The sequence below is a fragment of the Streptomyces sp. NPDC093225 genome, from assembly GCF_044753805.1.
Classification (GTDB): Bacteria; Actinomycetota; Actinomycetes; order Streptomycetales; family Streptomycetaceae; genus Streptomyces.
The window spans coordinates 1-16,299 of record NZ_JBIVNX010000018.1 but is presented as its reverse complement, the minus strand read 5'-3'; the positions used below and the strand labels follow the sequence as shown (position 1 = coordinate 16,299).

13 protein-coding genes are annotated in these 16,299 nt (G+C 74.6%); 7 read left to right on the top strand and 6 right to left on the bottom strand.

Translation table 11 applies throughout. The annotated features are described in order from the left end of the window. The first annotated feature begins 2 nt into the window (after positions 1–2). Positions 3–1,181, top strand: a complete 1,179-nt coding sequence (locus tag ACIQCH_RS18295) for a winged helix-turn-helix domain-containing protein (protein ID WP_402581985.1) — start codon at positions 3–5, stop codon at positions 1,179–1,181. Positions 1,182–1,218: 37 nt separating this feature from the next. Here the strand turns inward: ACIQCH_RS18295 and ACIQCH_RS18290 are convergent, their stop codons facing one another. From ACIQCH_RS18290 to ACIQCH_RS18280, 3 genes are all read right to left on the bottom strand, one after another. Then, positions 1,219–1,956, bottom strand: a complete 738-nt coding sequence (locus ACIQCH_RS18290; protein ID WP_402581984.1) for a response regulator — start codon at positions 1,954–1,956, stop codon at positions 1,219–1,221. Between the two features lie 239 nt (positions 1,957–2,195). Next, the gene (gene hpf, locus ACIQCH_RS18285; protein ID WP_402581983.1) at positions 2,196–2,885 is read right to left on the bottom strand and encodes a ribosome hibernation-promoting factor, HPF/YfiA family; all 690 of its coding nucleotides are present in this window, start codon (positions 2,883–2,885) and stop codon (positions 2,196–2,198) included. A 330-nt stretch (positions 2,886–3,215) separates the two neighbouring features. Beyond that, entirely contained in the window at positions 3,216–4,193 is a 978-nt protein-coding gene (locus ACIQCH_RS18280) for a ComF family protein (RefSeq protein WP_402581981.1), read from the bottom strand. A gap of 66 nt (positions 4,194–4,259) precedes the next feature. Here ACIQCH_RS18280 and ACIQCH_RS18275 point away from each other — a divergent pair, with 66 nt between their 5' ends. Next, positions 4,260–4,853: a MarR family winged helix-turn-helix transcriptional regulator gene (locus ACIQCH_RS18275; protein ID WP_402581979.1), complete on the top strand. Its 594-nt coding sequence runs from the start codon at positions 4,260–4,262 to the stop codon at positions 4,851–4,853. A 141-nt stretch (positions 4,854–4,994) separates the two neighbouring features. On the opposite strand, the gene ACIQCH_RS18270 is transcribed toward ACIQCH_RS18275, so the two are convergent. Genes ACIQCH_RS18270 through mtrA form a run of 3 tightly spaced genes read right to left on the bottom strand, consistent with a single transcriptional unit; the run spans position 4,995 to position 9,754 of the window. Continuing rightward, positions 4,995–6,866 carry an LpqB family beta-propeller domain-containing protein gene (locus tag ACIQCH_RS18270; protein ID WP_402581977.1) on the bottom strand — a complete coding sequence of 624 codons (1,872 nt, stop codon included), beginning with the start codon at positions 6,864–6,866 and terminating at the stop codon, positions 4,995–4,997. Next, the gene (gene mtrB, locus ACIQCH_RS18265; protein WP_402581975.1) at positions 6,856–9,063 is read right to left on the bottom strand and encodes an MtrAB system histidine kinase MtrB; all 2,208 of its coding nucleotides are present in this window, start codon (positions 9,061–9,063) and stop codon (positions 6,856–6,858) included. The genes ACIQCH_RS18270 and mtrB overlap by 11 nt, the downstream gene beginning before the upstream one ends. A 1-nt stretch (position 9,064) precedes the next feature. Next, positions 9,065–9,754 carry a two-component system response regulator MtrA gene (gene mtrA / locus ACIQCH_RS18260; protein ID WP_402581973.1) on the bottom strand — a complete coding sequence of 230 codons (690 nt, stop codon included), beginning with the start codon at positions 9,752–9,754 and terminating at the stop codon, positions 9,065–9,067. 600 nt (positions 9,755–10,354) lie between these two features. Here mtrA and ACIQCH_RS18255 point away from each other — a divergent pair. Genes ACIQCH_RS18255 through ACIQCH_RS18235 form a run of 5 tightly spaced genes read left to right on the top strand, consistent with a single transcriptional unit; the run spans position 10,355 to position 16,136 of the window. Then, a complete protein-coding gene (locus tag ACIQCH_RS18255; RefSeq protein WP_402581971.1) occupies positions 10,355–11,788 on the top strand; it encodes a glycerophosphoryl diester phosphodiesterase membrane domain-containing protein in 1,434 nt (477 codons plus the stop codon). 4 nt (positions 11,789–11,792) lie between these two features. Next, positions 11,793–12,509 (top strand): DUF4129 domain-containing protein, encoded by a 717-nt coding sequence (locus ACIQCH_RS18250; protein ID WP_402581969.1) that lies wholly within the window; start codon positions 11,793–11,795, stop codon positions 12,507–12,509. Continuing rightward, a complete protein-coding gene (locus ACIQCH_RS18245) occupies positions 12,506–13,855 on the top strand; it encodes a DUF4350 domain-containing protein (protein WP_402581967.1) in 1,350 nt (449 codons plus the stop codon). Before ACIQCH_RS18250 ends, ACIQCH_RS18245 begins: the two co-directional genes overlap by 4 nt. Then, positions 13,852–14,826, top strand: coding sequence for an AAA family ATPase (locus ACIQCH_RS18240; protein ID WP_402581966.1), 975 nt, complete (start codon positions 13,852–13,854; stop codon positions 14,824–14,826). Before ACIQCH_RS18245 ends, ACIQCH_RS18240 begins: the two co-directional genes overlap by 4 nt. Next, positions 14,826–16,136, top strand: coding sequence for a DUF58 domain-containing protein (locus ACIQCH_RS18235; RefSeq protein ID WP_402581964.1), 1,311 nt, complete (start codon positions 14,826–14,828; stop codon positions 16,134–16,136). Before ACIQCH_RS18240 ends, ACIQCH_RS18235 begins: the two co-directional genes overlap by 1 nt. Positions 16,137–16,299 lie beyond the last annotated feature (163 nt).

Here is a 16,299-nt window from a genome sequence, read left to right as displayed (position 1 = left end):
CCATGACGACCGTGCCGCCGCCCACCGTGACCCTGTCCGCCGACGACGCGCGCCGCATCGCCCTGCGCGCCCAGGGCTTCCTCGGCGCGCCGGACCGGCGGGCGGGGGTGCGCGGGATGCTCCGCCACCTGGGCGCCGTACAGCTGGACACGATCTCGGTGCTGGCGCGCTCGCACGAGCTCGTCCCGTACGCCCGCCTGGGAGCCGTCGGCCGCGACGTGGTGGAGCGGGCGTACTGGACCGAGCAGCACGCGTTCGAGTACTGGTCCCACGCGGCCTGCATCCTGCCCATCGAGGAATGGCCGCACTTCGCCTTCCGCCGCCGGGTCAAGCGGGCGCACGGCTACCGCTGGCACAAGATGAAGGACAAGGACGCCTCGTGCCGACTGGTCCTGGACCGGCTGCGCGCGGACGGCCCCCTGACCTCCACCGAGCTGGGCGGGGCGAAGAACGGCGGTCCGTGGTGGGACTGGTCCGAGACCAAGATCGCGGTGGAGTGGCTGCTGGACGCGGGCGACGTGGTCGTGACGGAGCGGCGCGGCTGGAAGCGCGTGTACGACCTGGCCGAGCGCGCCGTACCGGACGCACTGCTGCACGACGACCTCGACGACGCCGAGTGCCTGCGCCGCCTGGTGGCGCTGGCCGGCCGGTCGCTGGGTGTCGGCACCCGCGCGGACCTGGCCGACTACCACCGGCTCAAGGGAGAGCAGGTCGACGCCGTGGTCGCCGATTCGGGCCTGGTGCCGGTCGAGGTCGAGGGCTGGGGCAAGCCCGCCTGGGCCGACCCGGCCGCCCTGGCCTCGCCCCCGCGCGGCCGGCACCGCACCACGCTGCTCTCGCCGTTCGACTCCCTGGTCTGGGACCGGGCCCGCACCGAGCGGGTCTTCGGCCTGACGCACCGGCTGGAGGCCTACGTGCCCAAGCCCCAGCGGGTGTACGGGTACTTCGCGATGCCCGTGCTCTCCGGCGGCCACCTGGTCGCCCGCGTCGACCCGGCCCGCGAGGGGAAGACCCTGGTGGCCCGGCAGGTGACGCTGGAGTCCCCGAAGGCAGCCCCCGCCACGGCCCGCGCCCTGCGCGAGGCGGCGGAGTGGGTGGGCTGCTCCGACGTCCGCGTCGAGCGCGCCACGACCCCGGCCGAGGCGGCGGCGGTCACGGCGGAGCTGGCCGCGCTGGGCTGACGTACGCACGCCGCGGCACCGGACCGGCGGGACCCGGCTAGCGGATCTCGAGGATCTTCTCCCGCATCGCGTACACCACGGCCTCCATGCGGGAGTGCAGCTGCAGCTTCTCCAGGATGTTGCGGACGTGGTTCTTGACCGTGTTCTCGGAGATGAACAACTCCTTGGCGATGTCCCGGTTGTTCATCCCGGTGGCGACCAGCTTGAGCACCTCCAGCTCACGGTCGGTGAGCCGGGGCGCCGGCACCAGCCGGCGCTCGTCGGTGCGCTGGATCATCGACTTGAACTCGGTCAGCAGCTTCGAGGCCATCGAGGGGCTGATCTGCGACTGGCCGTCGGCGACCGCGCGGATGGCGGTGGCCACCTCGTCGGTGGAGATCTCCTTCAGCAGGTACCCGGTGGCCCCGGCCTTGATCGCGTCGTAGAGGTCGGCCTCCTCGTCGCTGATCGTCAGCATGATGATCTTCGCGCTGGGGGCCACCTCCTTGATGGAGGTGCACGCCTCGATGCCGCCGCGCCGGGGCATCCGCACGTCCATCAGGATGATGTCGGGCAGCAGGTCGGCGGCCTTGTCCACGGCCTCGGCGCCGTCCCCGGCCTCACCGACGACCTGGATGTCCTCCTCCTGGGCCAGCACGATCTCCAGCCCGCGGCGGAAGAGGGCGTGGTCGTCGACGACCAGGACCCGGATCGGTTCTGCGCCCGGGCCCCTGCCCGGTGTTCCGGAGCAGCCGGGCTCGTCCTCGCCGTGAACCGGTCCGAAGCTGTCCGCCATCGTTCCTCCCCCTGAAGGCCGTGGCCCGAAGTACGTGTGCCGCGCCGCACCGGGCGCCCAGGCCACCGGTCGGCTGCGGGCCATGATTCCATGCCCGGACGCCCAAGTGGGGGCTCAACGGCGGCAAATGGACGCCCCCGGTGGCGCAAAGAGCACCGCCCGGGGGCATCACGCGAATTCCTATTCCCGCCCTGCGGCGGGGGCTTCCCGCCCTGTCGCGGGGGTGGGGCCCGGGGTCGTCAGCCGCCGAGCGCCCCGCCCGCGCCCTGGGGCGGCTCCTCCGAGGTGGAGTGACTGTCGGCGTTGAGGTGGATGACGCCGTAGTCGTACGCGTGGCGCCGGTACACGACGCTGGGCTGCTTCGTGTCGGAGTCGACGAACAGATAGAAGTCGTGCCCGACCAGTTCCATCTCGTAGAGAGCCTGGTCGAGGGTCATGGGTGCGGCCGAGTGGGTCTTCTCGCGGACCACCAGCGGCCCTTCACCCTGAATTTCCAGTGAGCCGATCCGCTTCGTCGGAATCGACTCCTCCTCCTCGGTCACGAGCTGCCCGCTGCCGTCGAGGGTCGCGGCCCCGGCGGCGTCGGCCACTTCCGCGGCCGACAGGCGGCCGGCTCCGCGGCGACTGAAGCGCTTGTCGTGCTCCCTGCGCAGTCGTGCTTCGAGCTTCTCGTGTGCGAGGTCGAGGGCCGCGTACGCGTCGGTCGCGGCTGCCTCGGCCCGGATCACCGGGCCGCGTGAACGGAGCGTGATCTCCACCCGGTCGGAACGGTCGGCCTGGCGGGGGTTGGACTCCTTGGTCACCTCGACGTCCAGGCTGATCACCTTGGCGTCAAGCTTCTGGATCTTCTCCAGGTTCAGCTTCTCGGCCACGTGCTTGCGGAACCGCTCGGGCACCTCGGTCTTGCGTCCCTTGACGACGATGTCCACGCAGAACTCCGTTCCCGGAACACTCCGCCTCGTCGGGGCGAAGCGTCTCCCTTTTTGCACCAGACTCCGGTGAGCACCGGAGCCTCGGACTTGGCGACTTTCACCTCCTCCTCCCCCATCGGCAAGATCTACACCCCACCGACTTCGGGAGTCGAGAGAAACCTGCGCAGAACTCCGAAGCACGCGATCCGACGGTGGGGCCGTAGGCTCGCCATTACCGCTTACCCCCGAACATATCTCGCTCGGACGGTTGTCGGCACCCGCTACCGGGACGTACCTCCGCTCAGGTGTGTTTTCCCTCTTACCACCTGCAACGTTGCCCCAATCCCGTTAGTTCCAATTGCTTTCGAAAGCGCGCACGGGTCCCGCCACCACCACCGCGCACACCCCGGAAGACCCCTGCTCCGGCGCACCGGGGCGGCCGTCGCGGGGTCCGGCAGGAAGGCCGAGAACACCCCTTCCGCCCCACCCGTCCCGGGCCTCCGGCGGGCCCGGAGCCCCCCGGACGGGCCCCCGCCGCGCCGCCCCGGACCCCCGCCCCGGCACCCCGCCCCGCCCCGACACCCCGCCGGAGGCACCCCGCCCCGCCCCTCCGGACGACGGCCGGGTGCCCAGCGCCCGGGCCGCCTCCGCGAGCGAGGCTCCGGTGGTCATCAGGTCGTCGACGAGCACGACCCGACCGTCCGCCGGCAGGCGCGCCCCGCCGGGCCGCAGCTCCAGGGCCCCGGCCAGGTTCGCGAACCGCTCGCGGGCCCCCAGCGCGGCCTGGTCCGCCACCACCCGCCGCTGCCGCAGTACGGGCGCCACGCGCGCCGCCACCCCCACCCGGCGCAGCTCCCGCGCGGCCACCAGCGCCATCCCGCGCACGGGATCATGACCGCGCGCCCGCACCGCCCGCCGGGAGGACGGCACGGGCACCAGTACGAGGGGACCCACCGGGGTCGGACGCCCGCCGCTCGCCCGGGGCCCCTCCCCCTCCCCTCCCCTGCGGTCCGCCTCCCCTCCGCCGCCTTCGGCCGCCAGTGCCGCCAACACCGCCCGCGCCACGGCGCTCCCCAGCACCCCACCGAGCACCAGGGCGCCCCGCTCCTTGTGCGCGAGTAGCACCGCCCGCACGGCGTCCCGGTACGGCGCCGCCGCGTACACCGCCGGCAGCCCCCGGGGCTCCGGGTCCGGCCGCACCCGCCGCACCCGGCACTCCTCGAACTCCCGCCGGCACCCCTCGCACAACACCACCCGCGGCGCCCCGCACCCGCCGCAGTCCACGGGCAGGACGAGACCGGCCAACTCCCGCCACCACCCGCGCATGTGGCAACTGTCCCGCGGCGCGTCGGATCCGCCCACCCCTGTGGAAAACTCGGGGCGTCGCGAGTAGTGTCGTACCTCATTATGAATGACGTAACTAATTCTTCGGAGACTCTGGCCCTGGACGACGACGGACTGCTCTACCGACCCGGCGTCCGGGCCTCGATGGAGGCCTTCACCACCGGCGGCGGCACCGCGGCCCTGGAGGCGGCCGCCGCGGTGCGCGCCGCCGCCCAGGCCGTCGAGCGGCTGCGCTCCCACGGGGCCAGCGGGCGCGGCCTGAGCGCCGGCGCACTCGACGTCCTCACTCGACTGGGCGTGGCCGGCGACGAGGGACTACCGCTCGGCGAACTGGCCCGCGCCGCCGGGATGAGCCCCCGCAACGCCACGGGCCTGGTCGACACCCTGGAGCGCGACGGCCTGGTCCGGCGGGTCCAGGACCGCCGCGACCGCCGGTCCGTCCGGGCCGAGATCACCTCGGGCGGCCGCGACTGGCTCGAGTCGTTCCGCGCCCCCACCCAGCGCGCGATGTCCGCCGTCTTCCAGGGGTTCACGGACGACGACCTGGCGCGGCTCCGGCACCTGTGCCTGCGCCTGGTCGAGAACCAGCAGCGCATCGAGGCGTATCTGAACGCGCCCCCGACGCACCCGCAGACCCCCTGACCCCCTGACCCCCTGCACGACCCGCACCGGCACCCGCACCCGCACCCGCACCGACGCCACCACCCCGGACCGCCCGACCCCGAGCATGCCGCGGCGGGCTCCGTGACCACGGAGCCCGCCCCCACGGACCGGACCGGCCACCTACCCCGGATAGACCGGTGCCGCTCCCCCGTCGACCACCGTCCGCCACTGCGCGCCGTGCGGCAGCCACACGATGCCGTCCGACCGCGAGTACGCCACCACCGGCAGCTGCTCGTCCTCCGACGCCGCGACCGCGATCACGCCGGTGGCGCCGGGCAGGCTCCCGGAGACCACCTCGGACCCGTCCGCCTGCATGTACCGGGCCTGCACCAGGCCACCGGCCTCCCGGCCCACCACCAGCAGCCGGCCGCGCGAGGCCCACGACATGGCGGTCACGTCGACCATCTGTGGTGCCGCGGGGCGCAGTTCGCGCACCAGCACCAGCGGTTCCTCGCTCCCGCCCCGGCTGTCGGGCCGCTCGACCCGCCCCACCTTGAGCGTCTGCCGGCCGTCCTTCTCGATGAGCAGCGCGATGCGCACCCCGTCCGAGGACACCCGCAGCGATTCGATGCGGCCGCCGTTCAGACCGGCGACGTCCACCTTGCGCGGCGTCCCGGTGCCGTTCTCCAGCACCCACACCGCAGGATTGGCCGGATTTCGATCGGCCACCCACAGGTCGCCGCGCGCGTCCCAACTGGGCGCCGACAGCCGGTGCTCCGGCCCTGCGGCGGCGCCCGCGGCACTGGTAAGCACGGGCTGGCCGAGCGGACCGCCGGTGGTCAGCGACACCACGTACAGCTCGCGGCCGTTCTCGCTCACCACCGCCGCCCGCTTCTCGTCGTGCGTGACGGCCGCGGTGCCCACCTTCAACTGCGAGGTGGCCAGCGGTCCCGGCACCGGCTCCGCCGGTGCGGGTGCCGACTCGCTGTCCGCGCGCAGGTGCATGCGGCGCAGCCGGTGCTCGGTGTCGACGTAGTACTGGCTCTGCGGGGAGGCGCCGGAGAAGCGGTTCGCCACGATGACGGCCTCCGGCTGGTCCAGCTGGCACAGCGAGGACCCGTCCGCCCGCACCAGCTCGACGCTCGTCACCCGCGAGGCCGTCAGGTCCTGTGCGGTGAAGAGGAGTTGGGCGGCCATCCGCTTGCACTGGGCGTTGGCGACGTTCTCGGCCTTCTTGTTCAGCGGTACGCGCAGCGCGTTCTGGCCGTCGTACGCCAGCGTGCGCGTGCCCTCCTTCAGGGCCGTGCCGGAGGGGAAGCTGGAACTGACCACCGGTCCGAGCCACTTCGACGGCCCGGCCAGCAGCGACTGCACGGTCTGCGTCATCGCGTCCATGCGGGACTCGGGGTCCTGGCGCTGCCGTACGAACACGGGGTCGGCGACGAGCATCCCGGACGCGAAGTAGTACTTGTTCGCGGACCGGAAGATGCGCCCGAAGTCGGACTCGCCGAGCACCAGTCCGTCGGGCAGGTCGGCGATCCGCCACTGCCCGTCCTCCTTGACCAGCTGGAGGAACTCCTTGTACGGCGCGCTGCCCGACTCCGGCTGGTAGGAGCCGCGTTCGTCGACCCGCGCCATGCGGGTGCCGGAGAGCTCGAAGCGCTGGCCGACGGCGTCCTGGTCGTTGGCCCCGGCCATGCGCAGCCGGGTCAGCTCGCTGGACAGCACGGTGATGCCCCGGCCCGGGTTCCACTTCGCCCCGGCGTCCTTGGTCAGGTACTCGCGGGCGGTGGCGAGCTTGGGGTCGTCGCTGGTCATCGCGTCGACGAAGCCGTCGACGATCTCCAGCGGTGAAGCCTTGTCCGGCGGCGGCACGCCGAAGACGCGGACCTGGGAGTCCACTCCCTGCGAGGCCTGGACCTGCTTGATCTCTCCGCTGCTGGGCATGGAGGCGCAGCCGGCGAGCGCCAGCACGCCGGCGCCGAGCGCGGCGGCGGCCGCGTACGAGCGACCCCGGCGCCCGGACGTCCGTACGTCGACGTCAGCGTCCACCTGCGCCCTCCTCCCGGTCCGCACCCGTCACTCCGCTCTCGTCATCGGCATCAGAACCCGAACCCGAACTCGAGCCGGCACCCGAACCGGAAGCCGAACCAGCCCCCGAACCGGAACCAGCCCCAGCCCCAGCCCCAGCCCCAGCCCCAGCCCCAGCCCCAGCCCCAGCCCCAGCCGATCCTCCCGGCCTGGCCACGACCCGGGCGCCGCCACCGCTCCCCGGCATCGCCGTGGGATCCGACGGCACGGCCGTCGCCACGAGCGTCCGCGGCGGTATCGGGTCCCGCTCGCCGGGCCCGCGCACGCCCTGCACGCCCTGTACGCCCTGCGCGCTGACACCCTGGACGCGCGGCGCGCCCGCCCCGGTGCCCGACGCGCCGTTGTGCTGCCCCGGCACCGCGCCGCCGGCCGCGCGCTCGGCGCGCTCCGCCTCGGCCCGCGCCCGCGCCGCGCGCGAGTCCTCGGGCTCCAGCGGGATCGGCGATCCGCGCAGCGGCTCGTCCGCCGTGCGCGGCAGCGTCAGCCGGAACTGGGAGCCGCCGCCCGGCTCGCCCCACGCCTGCAGCCAGCCGCCGTGCAGCCGGGCGTCCTCGACGGCGATGGACAGGCCGAGGCCCGTGCCGCCCGTCGTGCGCGCCCGGGCCGGGTCGGCCCGCCAGAAGCGGTTGAAGACGCGGGTGGCCTCGCCGGGCTTCAGGCCGACGCCGTAGTCCCGTACGGCCACCGCGACCGCGCCGCCCGCGGAGGCGAGCCGGACGATCACGTCCCGGCCCTCCCCGTGCTCGACGGCGTTGACGACCAGGTTCCTGAGCACCCGCTCCACGCGCCGCGGGTCGACCTCGGCCACCACCGGCTGGGCGTCGCCGAGCACCCGGATCCGGCTGCCCTTGCGCTCCGCGAGCGGTTCGGCCCCGTCGATGACCCGGCGCACGACGTCGCGCAGGTCGATGGGCTCGGCCTCCAGGGCCGCCGCGCCGGCGTCGAACCGGCTGATCTCCAGCAGGTCCGCCAGCAGCGACTCGAACCGGTCCAGCTGGCCCGCCAGCAGTTCCGCCGACCGTGCCGTGACCGGGTCGAAGTCGGCCCGGGCCTCGTGGATGACGTCGGCGGCCATCCGTACGGTCGTCAGCGGCGTGCGCAGCTCGTGCGAGACGTCGGAGACGAACCGGCGCTGCATGCGGGACAGGTCCTCCAGCTGCTGGATCTTGAGGTGGAGGTTCGAGGCCATCTTGTTGAAGGCCTCACCCAGACGGGCGATGTCGTCCTCGCCGCTGACCTTCATCCGCTCCTGCAGACGCCCGGCCGACAGCCGCTCGGCGATCCCGGCGGCCATCCGCACGGGCGTGACGACCTGCCGCACGAGCAGCCAGGCGATCGCGCACAGCAGGGCCACGACGAACACGCCGGCGGTCGCGATGGTGCCCTTGACCAGGGTCAGCGACTCCTCCTCCTGCGTGAGCGGGAAGAGGTAGTAGAGGTGGTACGGCTCCCCGTTGATGTCCGTGAGCCGCTTGCCGATGACCAGCGCGGGCTCCGACGCCTTGCCCGGGACCGTGTACTCGATCTTCGAGAAGGTCTGGAAGGGGCCGGTCCCGCTGTCCACCGCCCGGCGCAGCGACACGGGGACGCTCGCGGTCGGGTTGACCCCGCCGGAGGCGCGCGGGCCGCGGACGCCGGTCCCGAGGTCGCCGGAGACGGCGTCGGCCGGGCCGGCGCCGAGGGCGACGACGGAGTACGCCTTCTGGCCGCTGCTCGCGAGCTGCTCGACCAGGTCGGACATCCAGGCGCTGACGTTGCGGCCGAGCTTGTTGTCCCCGGTCGCGGTGTCCTGGGTGTCGGTGGCGGGCGGGGTGTTGGCCTTCTCCTGCGCGACGGCGAAACCGCCGGAGGCCTGGCTCTGCGCGGCCTCCTCCTTGGCGTCGAGGAGGCCGTTGCTGACCTGGCCGATGACGACGAAGCCGAGCATCAGGACCACGACCAGCGACATCAGCATCGTGCCGGCGACGACCCGCAACTGCAGGTTGCGCCGCCACAGCCGGATCGCCGGCAGCAGGGGCCGGCGCACCCAGCGCGCGAACAGGCGCAGCACGCGCCGGCCCAGCACGCGCCGCCGGCCGGGGAAGCGCAGACCGCCCCGCCGCGCGGAAGCCGGAGCCGACGGCCGTGCCGTCGGGTCCGGGGCCGTGCTGGAGGGCATGTCAGCTCGGTCCGGCCTTGTAGCCGACGCCACGGACGGTCACCACGATCTCCGGGCGCTCGGGGTCCTTCTCGACCTTCGAGCGCAGCCGCTGGACGTGCACGTTGACCAGGCGGGTGTCGGCGGCGTGCCGGTAGCCCCACACCTGCTCGAGCAGCACCTCGCGCGTGAACACCTGCCACGGCTTGCGCGCGAGCGCGACGAGCAGGTCGAACTCCAGCGGCGTCAGGGCGATGGACTGCCCGTCCCGCTTCACGGAGTGCCCGGCCACGTCGATGACGAGGTCGCCGATGGCCAGCTGCTCGGGCGCGGGCTCCTCCGACCGCCGCAGGCGGGCGCGGATGCGGGCGACCAGCTCCTTGGGCTTGAACGGCTTGACGATGTAGTCGTCGGCCCCGGACTCGAGCCCGACGACCACGTCGACGGTGTCGCTCTTGGCCGTGAGCATGACGATCGGCACGCCGGACTCGGCGCGGATGAGCCGGCAGACCTCTATGCCGTCCCTTCCGGGCAGCATGAGGTCCAGGAGCACCAGGTCAGGCTTTGCCTCGCGGAAAGCAGACAGTGCCTTGTCGCCGTCCGCGACGAACGACGGCTCGAAACCCTCTCCCCGCAGCACAATGCCGAGCATCTCGGCCAGCGCGGTGTCGTCGTCGACGACAAGGACGCGTCCCTTCATGGTTGACATCATCCCATTAGCTAATCGTTACCTGGCGGTGAGCTGGCCCACAGCCGGGCGACCGCCGGCTCAGCACCGGTCACCCCACGTGAATCCAGCCCCAGTCTGCCCCGTCCACCCGCCACATTCGAAGGGGGTCCCCGGACCTTCCCCTCCGCCGGGGTCCCGATCCCGACCCGGTCGGGCCGCCCCGTGGTGTGTGGGGCAGCCTCTTGAGGCGTCATGGCAGGCTGGTCCGGAGGCAGGCCCGGGCCGGAGGTGGCCGAAGGCCAGGGCGAAGCCCCGAAGCCTCCGGGGTGGGCCTGCCGCAGGGCCTGCAGGCCATGGCGGGTCAAGAGGCGAGGGGACCCACACACCACGGGGCGGCCCCACGAAGCGGGAGCGGGCCCCGACACCGATCCGCCCCCACCCCCGTCAAGCCGCGAGGCCCCGGCCCGGCCGAGGCGGCCCAGCCCGGCCGACAAGCGACCGGACCAAGGCGACCGGACCAGACACGACCGCACCAGAGGTGACCGGACCAGAGGCGACCGGACCGGTCCGCTCGGCGATCACGCATGGCACGATGGCAGCCGACCAGCGCCACCGCCCCCGTACGGGCACGAAGGAGCGACGATGAACGACTCTCCGGGCTCGGCATCGCCCGGATCCACCCCGGCGGACGGCGAACGGCCCGACGCGGCGGCACCGGAGCGCGACCCGTCCACCAGCACCCCGCCCCCGGCCACCGGCCCGAGGTGGTCCAAGGAGCAGCCCCCGCCGGGCCAGTGGGTCGCCCCCGGCACCCCGGAGGCCCAGCAGCCCCCCACCGGCGGGCCCGGGACCAGCGGAGCCGACACCGGCGGAGCCACCGGGACCGGCGGAGCCACCGGCACCGGCGGCCCCACCTGGACCGCCCCCTCCGGCACCACGCCCCCCGGCGGCACCACACCCCCCGGCCCCGCGGAAGGCACCCCCGGAGCAGCACCCGGAGGAGCCCCCACCTGGGGCGGCCCCCAGCAGTCCGGCTGGGGCGGGCAGCAGCCCGCGCAGCCGTCCTGGGGCACCCCGGGCGCCCCCTGGGCCGGTCCGACCAAGCCCTACGCCCCCAAGCCCGGCGTCATCCCCCTGCGCCCGCTCAGCGTCGGCGAGATCCTCGACGGCGCCGTGTCGACCATGCGCGCCCACTGGCGCAGCGTCCTGTCGGTCACCCTCGCCGTGGCCGTCGTGACCCAGCTCGCGATCACGCTCGTCCAGGGCTTCGCCCTCGACAGCCTCGACGCCGCCCCCGCGGACCCCAACGCCTCCCCCGAGGAGGTCCTCGACGCCCTGGGCGCCAGCATCGCGCAGAGCGCCGTGGCCCAGGTGATCACCCTCCTCGGCACCGTCCTGGCCACCGCCATGCTGACGATGATCTTCAGTCGGGCGGTCCTCGGGAAGACGTCCACCGTCTCGGAGGCCTGGCGCGAGGCGCGCCCCCGCCTGCTGCCCCTGACCGGGCTGGTCCTGCTGATGCTCCTCATGGTCGCCGGCATCCTCGTCGTCGGCGTCGTGCCCGGCATCGTCGTGGACAGCGCCCCGCTGTCCGTCGCGGGCCTGCTGGTCGCCCTCCCGGTGGCGATCTGGCTCTACGTCCGCTTCACCCTGGCCTCGCCCGCCCTGATGCTGGAGCGCCAGGGCATCGGCGCCGCGCTCGGCCGCTCGGCCCGCCTGGTGCGCGGCTCGTGGTGGCGGATCTTCCTGATCATCCTGCTCACGTCCGTGATCACCGGCATCGTGTCGATGATCATCGTGTTCCCGTTCACCATCCTCGGAATGCTGTTCGGCGGGGGCGGCATGGACGCCCTCATGGACGGCAGCTTCGCGTACAGCTGGGGCTTCCTCGTCGTCGCCGCCATCGGCTCGGTGGTCGCGCTGACCATCACCCTGCCGATCAGCGCCGGCGTCGTGGTCCTGCTCTACATCGACCAGCGCATCCGCCGCGAGGCACTGGACCTGGAGCTCGCCCGGGCCGCCGGCCAGGCCGGCCCCGCCGACGCCCCGCCCGGCCCCACCGGCACGGGGAGCTGATGCGGTGAGCGGTACGGGGGGTGCCCTCACGCAGGCGGCGAGCACGGCAGGGGCGGCCCTCACCGGCCGCCTCCCCGCCGCCGACGGGCCGCCGGTCACCGTGCCGCGCGGCCCGGCCCGCGAGGAGGCCGAGCGCGAGCTGTCCAGGCCGATCTACCACGAACACGACCCGAACCTCCTCCAGCGCGCCATGAACCGCTTCTGGGACTGGGTCGGCGACCTGTTCGACGCGGCCTCCGGGGCCACCCCCGGAGGCACGCTCGGCGTCATCGCGGTCGTCGTCCTCGCGCTCCTCCTCCTGGCCGTCCTCTGGTGGCGCCTGGGCACCCCCCGCCGCCTCCCCGCGCCCACCGGCGGCACCCTCTTCGACGACCGCCCCCGCACCGCCGCGGAGCACCGCACCGCCGCCGAGGCCCACGCGGCCGCCGGCCGCTGGACCGAGGCCGTCCAGGAGCGCATGCGCGCCCTCGTCCGCTCCCTCGAGGAGCGCACCCTCCTCGACCCCCGGCCCGGCCGCACCGCCGACGAGGCCGCCGCCGAGGCCGCCCGCGCCCTGCCCGACCACGCCCCGCGCCTGCACGCGGCGGCCCGGGCCTTCGACGACGTCACGTACGGCGGCCGCACCGCGGACGCCCAGGGGTACGCCGACCTGCGCGACCTCGACCTCGTCCTCGAACGCACCCGCCCGCACCTCGCCGCGCACCCGGGAGCCCCGGTATGACCGCTCCCACGCCCGCCGCGCCCCCCACCCGTCCCGGCGCCGACGCACCCCCCACCGCCGACACCCCCGCCCCGGGCCCGGCCGCGACCAGCGCTTCTCCGACCCCCACCGCCCTCTGGCGCCGCTTCCGCGGCCCCCTGCTCGCGGTGGCCGTGCTCCTCGCCGCCGGCCTCGTGCTCGCCACCCTCACCTCCGGGGGCGACCACGGTCGGCTCGACCCCCGTTCGCCCGACGCGCAGGGCGCCCGCGCGCTCGCCGAGCTCCTCGCCGACCACGGCGTCACCACCCGGACCGTCACCACCACCGACGAGGCCGTCGCCGCGGCCGCCCCCGGAACCACCCTCGTCGTCGCGACCCCCGGGCTCCTGACCGAGGGTCAGCAGGCCGCGCTCAAGACCGCCATGGACCTCTCCGGCGGCCGTACGGTCCTCCTCGCCCCGGGCCCCGCGGCCGTCGCCGCCCTCACCCCGGGCGTCCGGGCCGTTCCCGCGACCACGACCGACACCGACCTCGCCCCCGACTGCCCGCTGCCCGCCGCCGTTTCGGCCGGCCGCGCCCGCACCGGCGGCGGCTGGACGTACCGCACGACCCTCCCGGCCGCCACGGGCTGCTACCCGCAGGACGGCCGCCCGACCCTGCTGACCCTTCCGGGCCGGGCCGTCCCCGGCACCCCGGCGGGCCGCACCCCCCACCCCGACACGGTCCTCCTCGGCTCCCCCGCCGCGCTCCTCAACGAGCACCTCGACGAGCAGGGCAACGCCTCCCTGGCCCTCCAACTCCTCGGCACGCGCCCCCATGTGACGTGGTACCTGCCCACGCTCGCCGACCCCTCGGCCGCCGCTGCCGACGAGCGCCGCAGCTTCGGCGACCTCATCCCCGCCGGCTGGTCCTGGGCCCTGCTCCAGCTCTTCGTGGCCGCCGCCCTCGCCGCCGCCTGGCGCGCGCACCGCCTCGGCCCCCTGGTCACCGAACGCCTGCCCGTCGCCGTCCGCGCCTCCGAGGCCACCGAGGGCCGCGCCCGCCTCTACCGCAGGGCGAACGCCCGCGACCGCGCCGCCGCCGTCCTGCGCGCCGCCACCCGCGAGCGCCTGGCCGCGCTGCTCGGCGTGCCGCCCGCCGCGGCCCACGACCCGGCGAGCCTCCTCCCGGCCCTCGCCACCCGCCTCACCCGCACCCCCGGCACGGCCGGCACGGCGGCCGGCGCCCCCCAAGGGACGCCCGTCCCCGACGACCTGACGGCGCATCCGCCGACGCTCCTCTTCGGCCCGCCGCCCACCACCGACGCCGCGCTCGTCGCCCTCACCGACCACCTCGACGCCCTCGAAAGAGAGGTCCGCTCCTCATGACGTCCCCGACCACCGCCCACCCGGGCGACGCACGCGCCTCCCTCGAAGCGCTCCGCACCGAGATCGGCAAGGCCGTGGTCGGCCAGGACCCCGCCGTCACCGGCCTCGTCGTGGCCCTCCTGTGCCGCGGCCACGTCCTCCTGGAAGGCGTCCCCGGCGTCGCCAAGACCCTCCTGGTCCGCGCCCTCGCGGCCTCCCTCGAACTCGACACCAAGCGCGTCCAGTTCACCCCGGACCTGATGCCCAGTGACGTGACGGGCTCTCTGGTCTACGACGCCCGCACCGCCGAGTTCTCCTTCCAGCCCGGCCCGGTGTTCACGAACCTCCTCCTGGCCGACGAGATCAACCGCACCCCGCCCAAGACCCAGGCCGCCCTCCTCGAAGCCATGGAGGAACGCCAGGTCACCGTCGACGGCACCCCGCGCCCGCTGCCGGACCCCTTCCTCGTCGCCGCCACCCAGAACCCGGTCGAGTACGAGGGCACCTACCCTCTCCCCGAGGCCCAGCTGGACCGCTTCCTGCTGAAGCTCACCGTCCCGCTGCCCTCCCGCGACCACGAGATCGACGTCCTCACCCGCCACGCCGCCGGCTTCGACCCGCGCGACCTCGGCTCCGCGGGCGTACGCCCGGTCGCCGGCGCCGCGGACCTGGAGGCCGCCCGCGCCGCCGTCGCCAAGACGGCGGTCTCCCCGGAGATCACCGCGTACGTCGTCGACCTGTGCCGCGCCACCCGCGAGTCGCCCTCCCTCAGCCTCGGGGTCTCCCCCCGCGGCGCCACCGCCCTCCTGGCCACCTCCCGCGCCTGGGCCTGGCTGACCGGCCGCGACTACGTCATCCCCGACGACGTGAAGGCCCTCGCCCTGCCGACGCTGCGCCACCGCGTCCAGCTGCGCCCGGAGGCCGAGATGGAAGGCGTCACCGCCGACTCCGTCATCAACGCGATCCTGGCCCACGTCCCCGTACCGCGCTGATGGCCCTCACCGGACGCACCGCGCTCCTCGCGGCCCTCGGTTCGATCCCCGTCGGGCTGCTGGAACCCAGCTGGACGGGCCTGCTCGCCGTGAACGCACCGCTGGCCCTGGCCTGCGCCTGCGACTACGCCCTGGCGACCCCCGTACGGAGCCTGCGCCTGACCCGCTCCGGCGACACGACCGTCCGCCTCGGCGAGACCGCGGACGTGCGCCTCACCGTCGCCAACCCCGGCCGCCGCCCCCTCCGGGCCCGTATCCGCGACGCGTGGCCGCCCAGCAGCTGGCCCGCCGGCACCGGCCCCGAAGCCTCCCGGCACACGCTGCGGGTCCCGCCGGGCGAACGCCGCCAGCTCACCACCCGGCTGCAGCCCACCCGCCGCGGCGACCGCACGGCCGACCGCGTCACCGTCCGCTCGTACGGGCCCCTCGGCCTCCTCTCCCGGCAGGGCACCCACGTCCTGCCCTGGACGGTCCGCGTCCTGCCGCCGTTCACCAGCCGCAAGCACCTGCCGTCCCGGCTGTCCCGGCTCCGCGAACTCGACGGCCGCACGTCCGTCCTCACCCGCGGCGAGGGCACCGAGTTCGACAGCCTGCGCGACTACGTGCCCGGGGACGACACGCGCTCCATCGACTGGCGGGCCACCGCCCGCCAGCACAGGGTCGCCGTCCGCACGTGGCGCCCCGAACGCGACCGGCACATCCTGATCTGCCTCGACACCGGCCGTACCGCGGCCGGGCGGGTGGGTGACGCCCCCCGTCTGGACTCCGCCATGGACGCGGCCCTGCTCCTGGCCGCCCTGGCCTCCAGGGCGGGCGACAGGGTGGACCTGCTGGCGCACGACCGGCGCACCCGCGCCCTGGTCCAGGGCCGCGCCGCGGGCGAGGTCCTGCCGGCCCTGGTGCACGCCATGGCCCCGCTGGAACCCGAGCTCGTCGAGACCGACACCCGCACGCTCGTCTCCACGATCCTGCGCAGTGCCCCGCGCCGTTCCCTGGTGGTCCTCCTCACGAGCCTGGAGGCGGCCCCCATCGAGGAGGGGCTGCTCCCCGTCCTCCCGCAGCTCACCCAGCGGCACACGGTCCTCGTGGCTTCCGTCGCCGACCCGGAGGTGGCCCGCATGACGTTGGCCCGCGGCTCCGTCGAGGCCGTGTACGAGGCCGCCGCCGGCACCCAGGCCCAGGCCCAGCGGCGTCGCACCGCCGCCCAGCTGTCCCGCCACGGCGTCACCGTCGTCGACGCCACCCCGGACACGCTCGCCCCGGCCCTCGCCGACGCGTACCTGGCCCTCAAGGCCGCCGGCCGCCTCTGAAAAAGAAAGAGGCCCCGCCGACCGGCGGGGCCTCCCCATCCTGCAGATCCTGAACGTCCCGGCGCCCGTCGGCCCGTAAACGCAGAAAAGCCCCGCACCAGAAGGTGCGGGGCTTTCCCACAATGATTGTTCGGCGGCGTCCTACTCTCCCACAGGGTCCCCC

What these genes read in the sequence shown, in the direction of transcription:
- ACIQCH_RS18295 (WP_402581985.1), top strand. Translation starts at nt 3, where the DNA reads ATGACGACCGTGCCGCCGCCCACCGTGACCCTGTCCGCCGACGACGCG.
- ACIQCH_RS18290 (WP_402581984.1), bottom strand. Translation starts at nt 1,956, where the DNA reads ATGGCGGACAGCTTCGGACCGGTTCACGGCGAGGACGAGCCCGGCTGC.
- ACIQCH_RS18280 (WP_402581981.1), bottom strand. Translation starts at nt 4,193, where the DNA reads ATGCGCGGGTGGTGGCGGGAGTTGGCCGGTCTCGTCCTGCCCGTGGAC.
- mtrB (WP_402581975.1), bottom strand. Translation starts at nt 9,063, where the DNA reads ATGCCCTCCAGCACGGCCCCGGACCCGACGGCACGGCCGTCGGCTCCG.
- mtrA (WP_402581973.1), bottom strand. Translation starts at nt 9,754, where the DNA reads ATGATGTCAACCATGAAGGGACGCGTCCTTGTCGTCGACGACGACACC.
- ACIQCH_RS18255 (WP_402581971.1), top strand. Translation starts at nt 10,355, where the DNA reads ATGAACGACTCTCCGGGCTCGGCATCGCCCGGATCCACCCCGGCGGAC.
- ACIQCH_RS18245 (WP_402581967.1), top strand. Translation starts at nt 12,506, where the DNA reads ATGACCGCTCCCACGCCCGCCGCGCCCCCCACCCGTCCCGGCGCCGAC.
- ACIQCH_RS18240 (WP_402581966.1), top strand. Translation starts at nt 13,852, where the DNA reads ATGACGTCCCCGACCACCGCCCACCCGGGCGACGCACGCGCCTCCCTC.
- ACIQCH_RS18235 (WP_402581964.1), top strand. Translation starts at nt 14,826, where the DNA reads ATGGCCCTCACCGGACGCACCGCGCTCCTCGCGGCCCTCGGTTCGATC.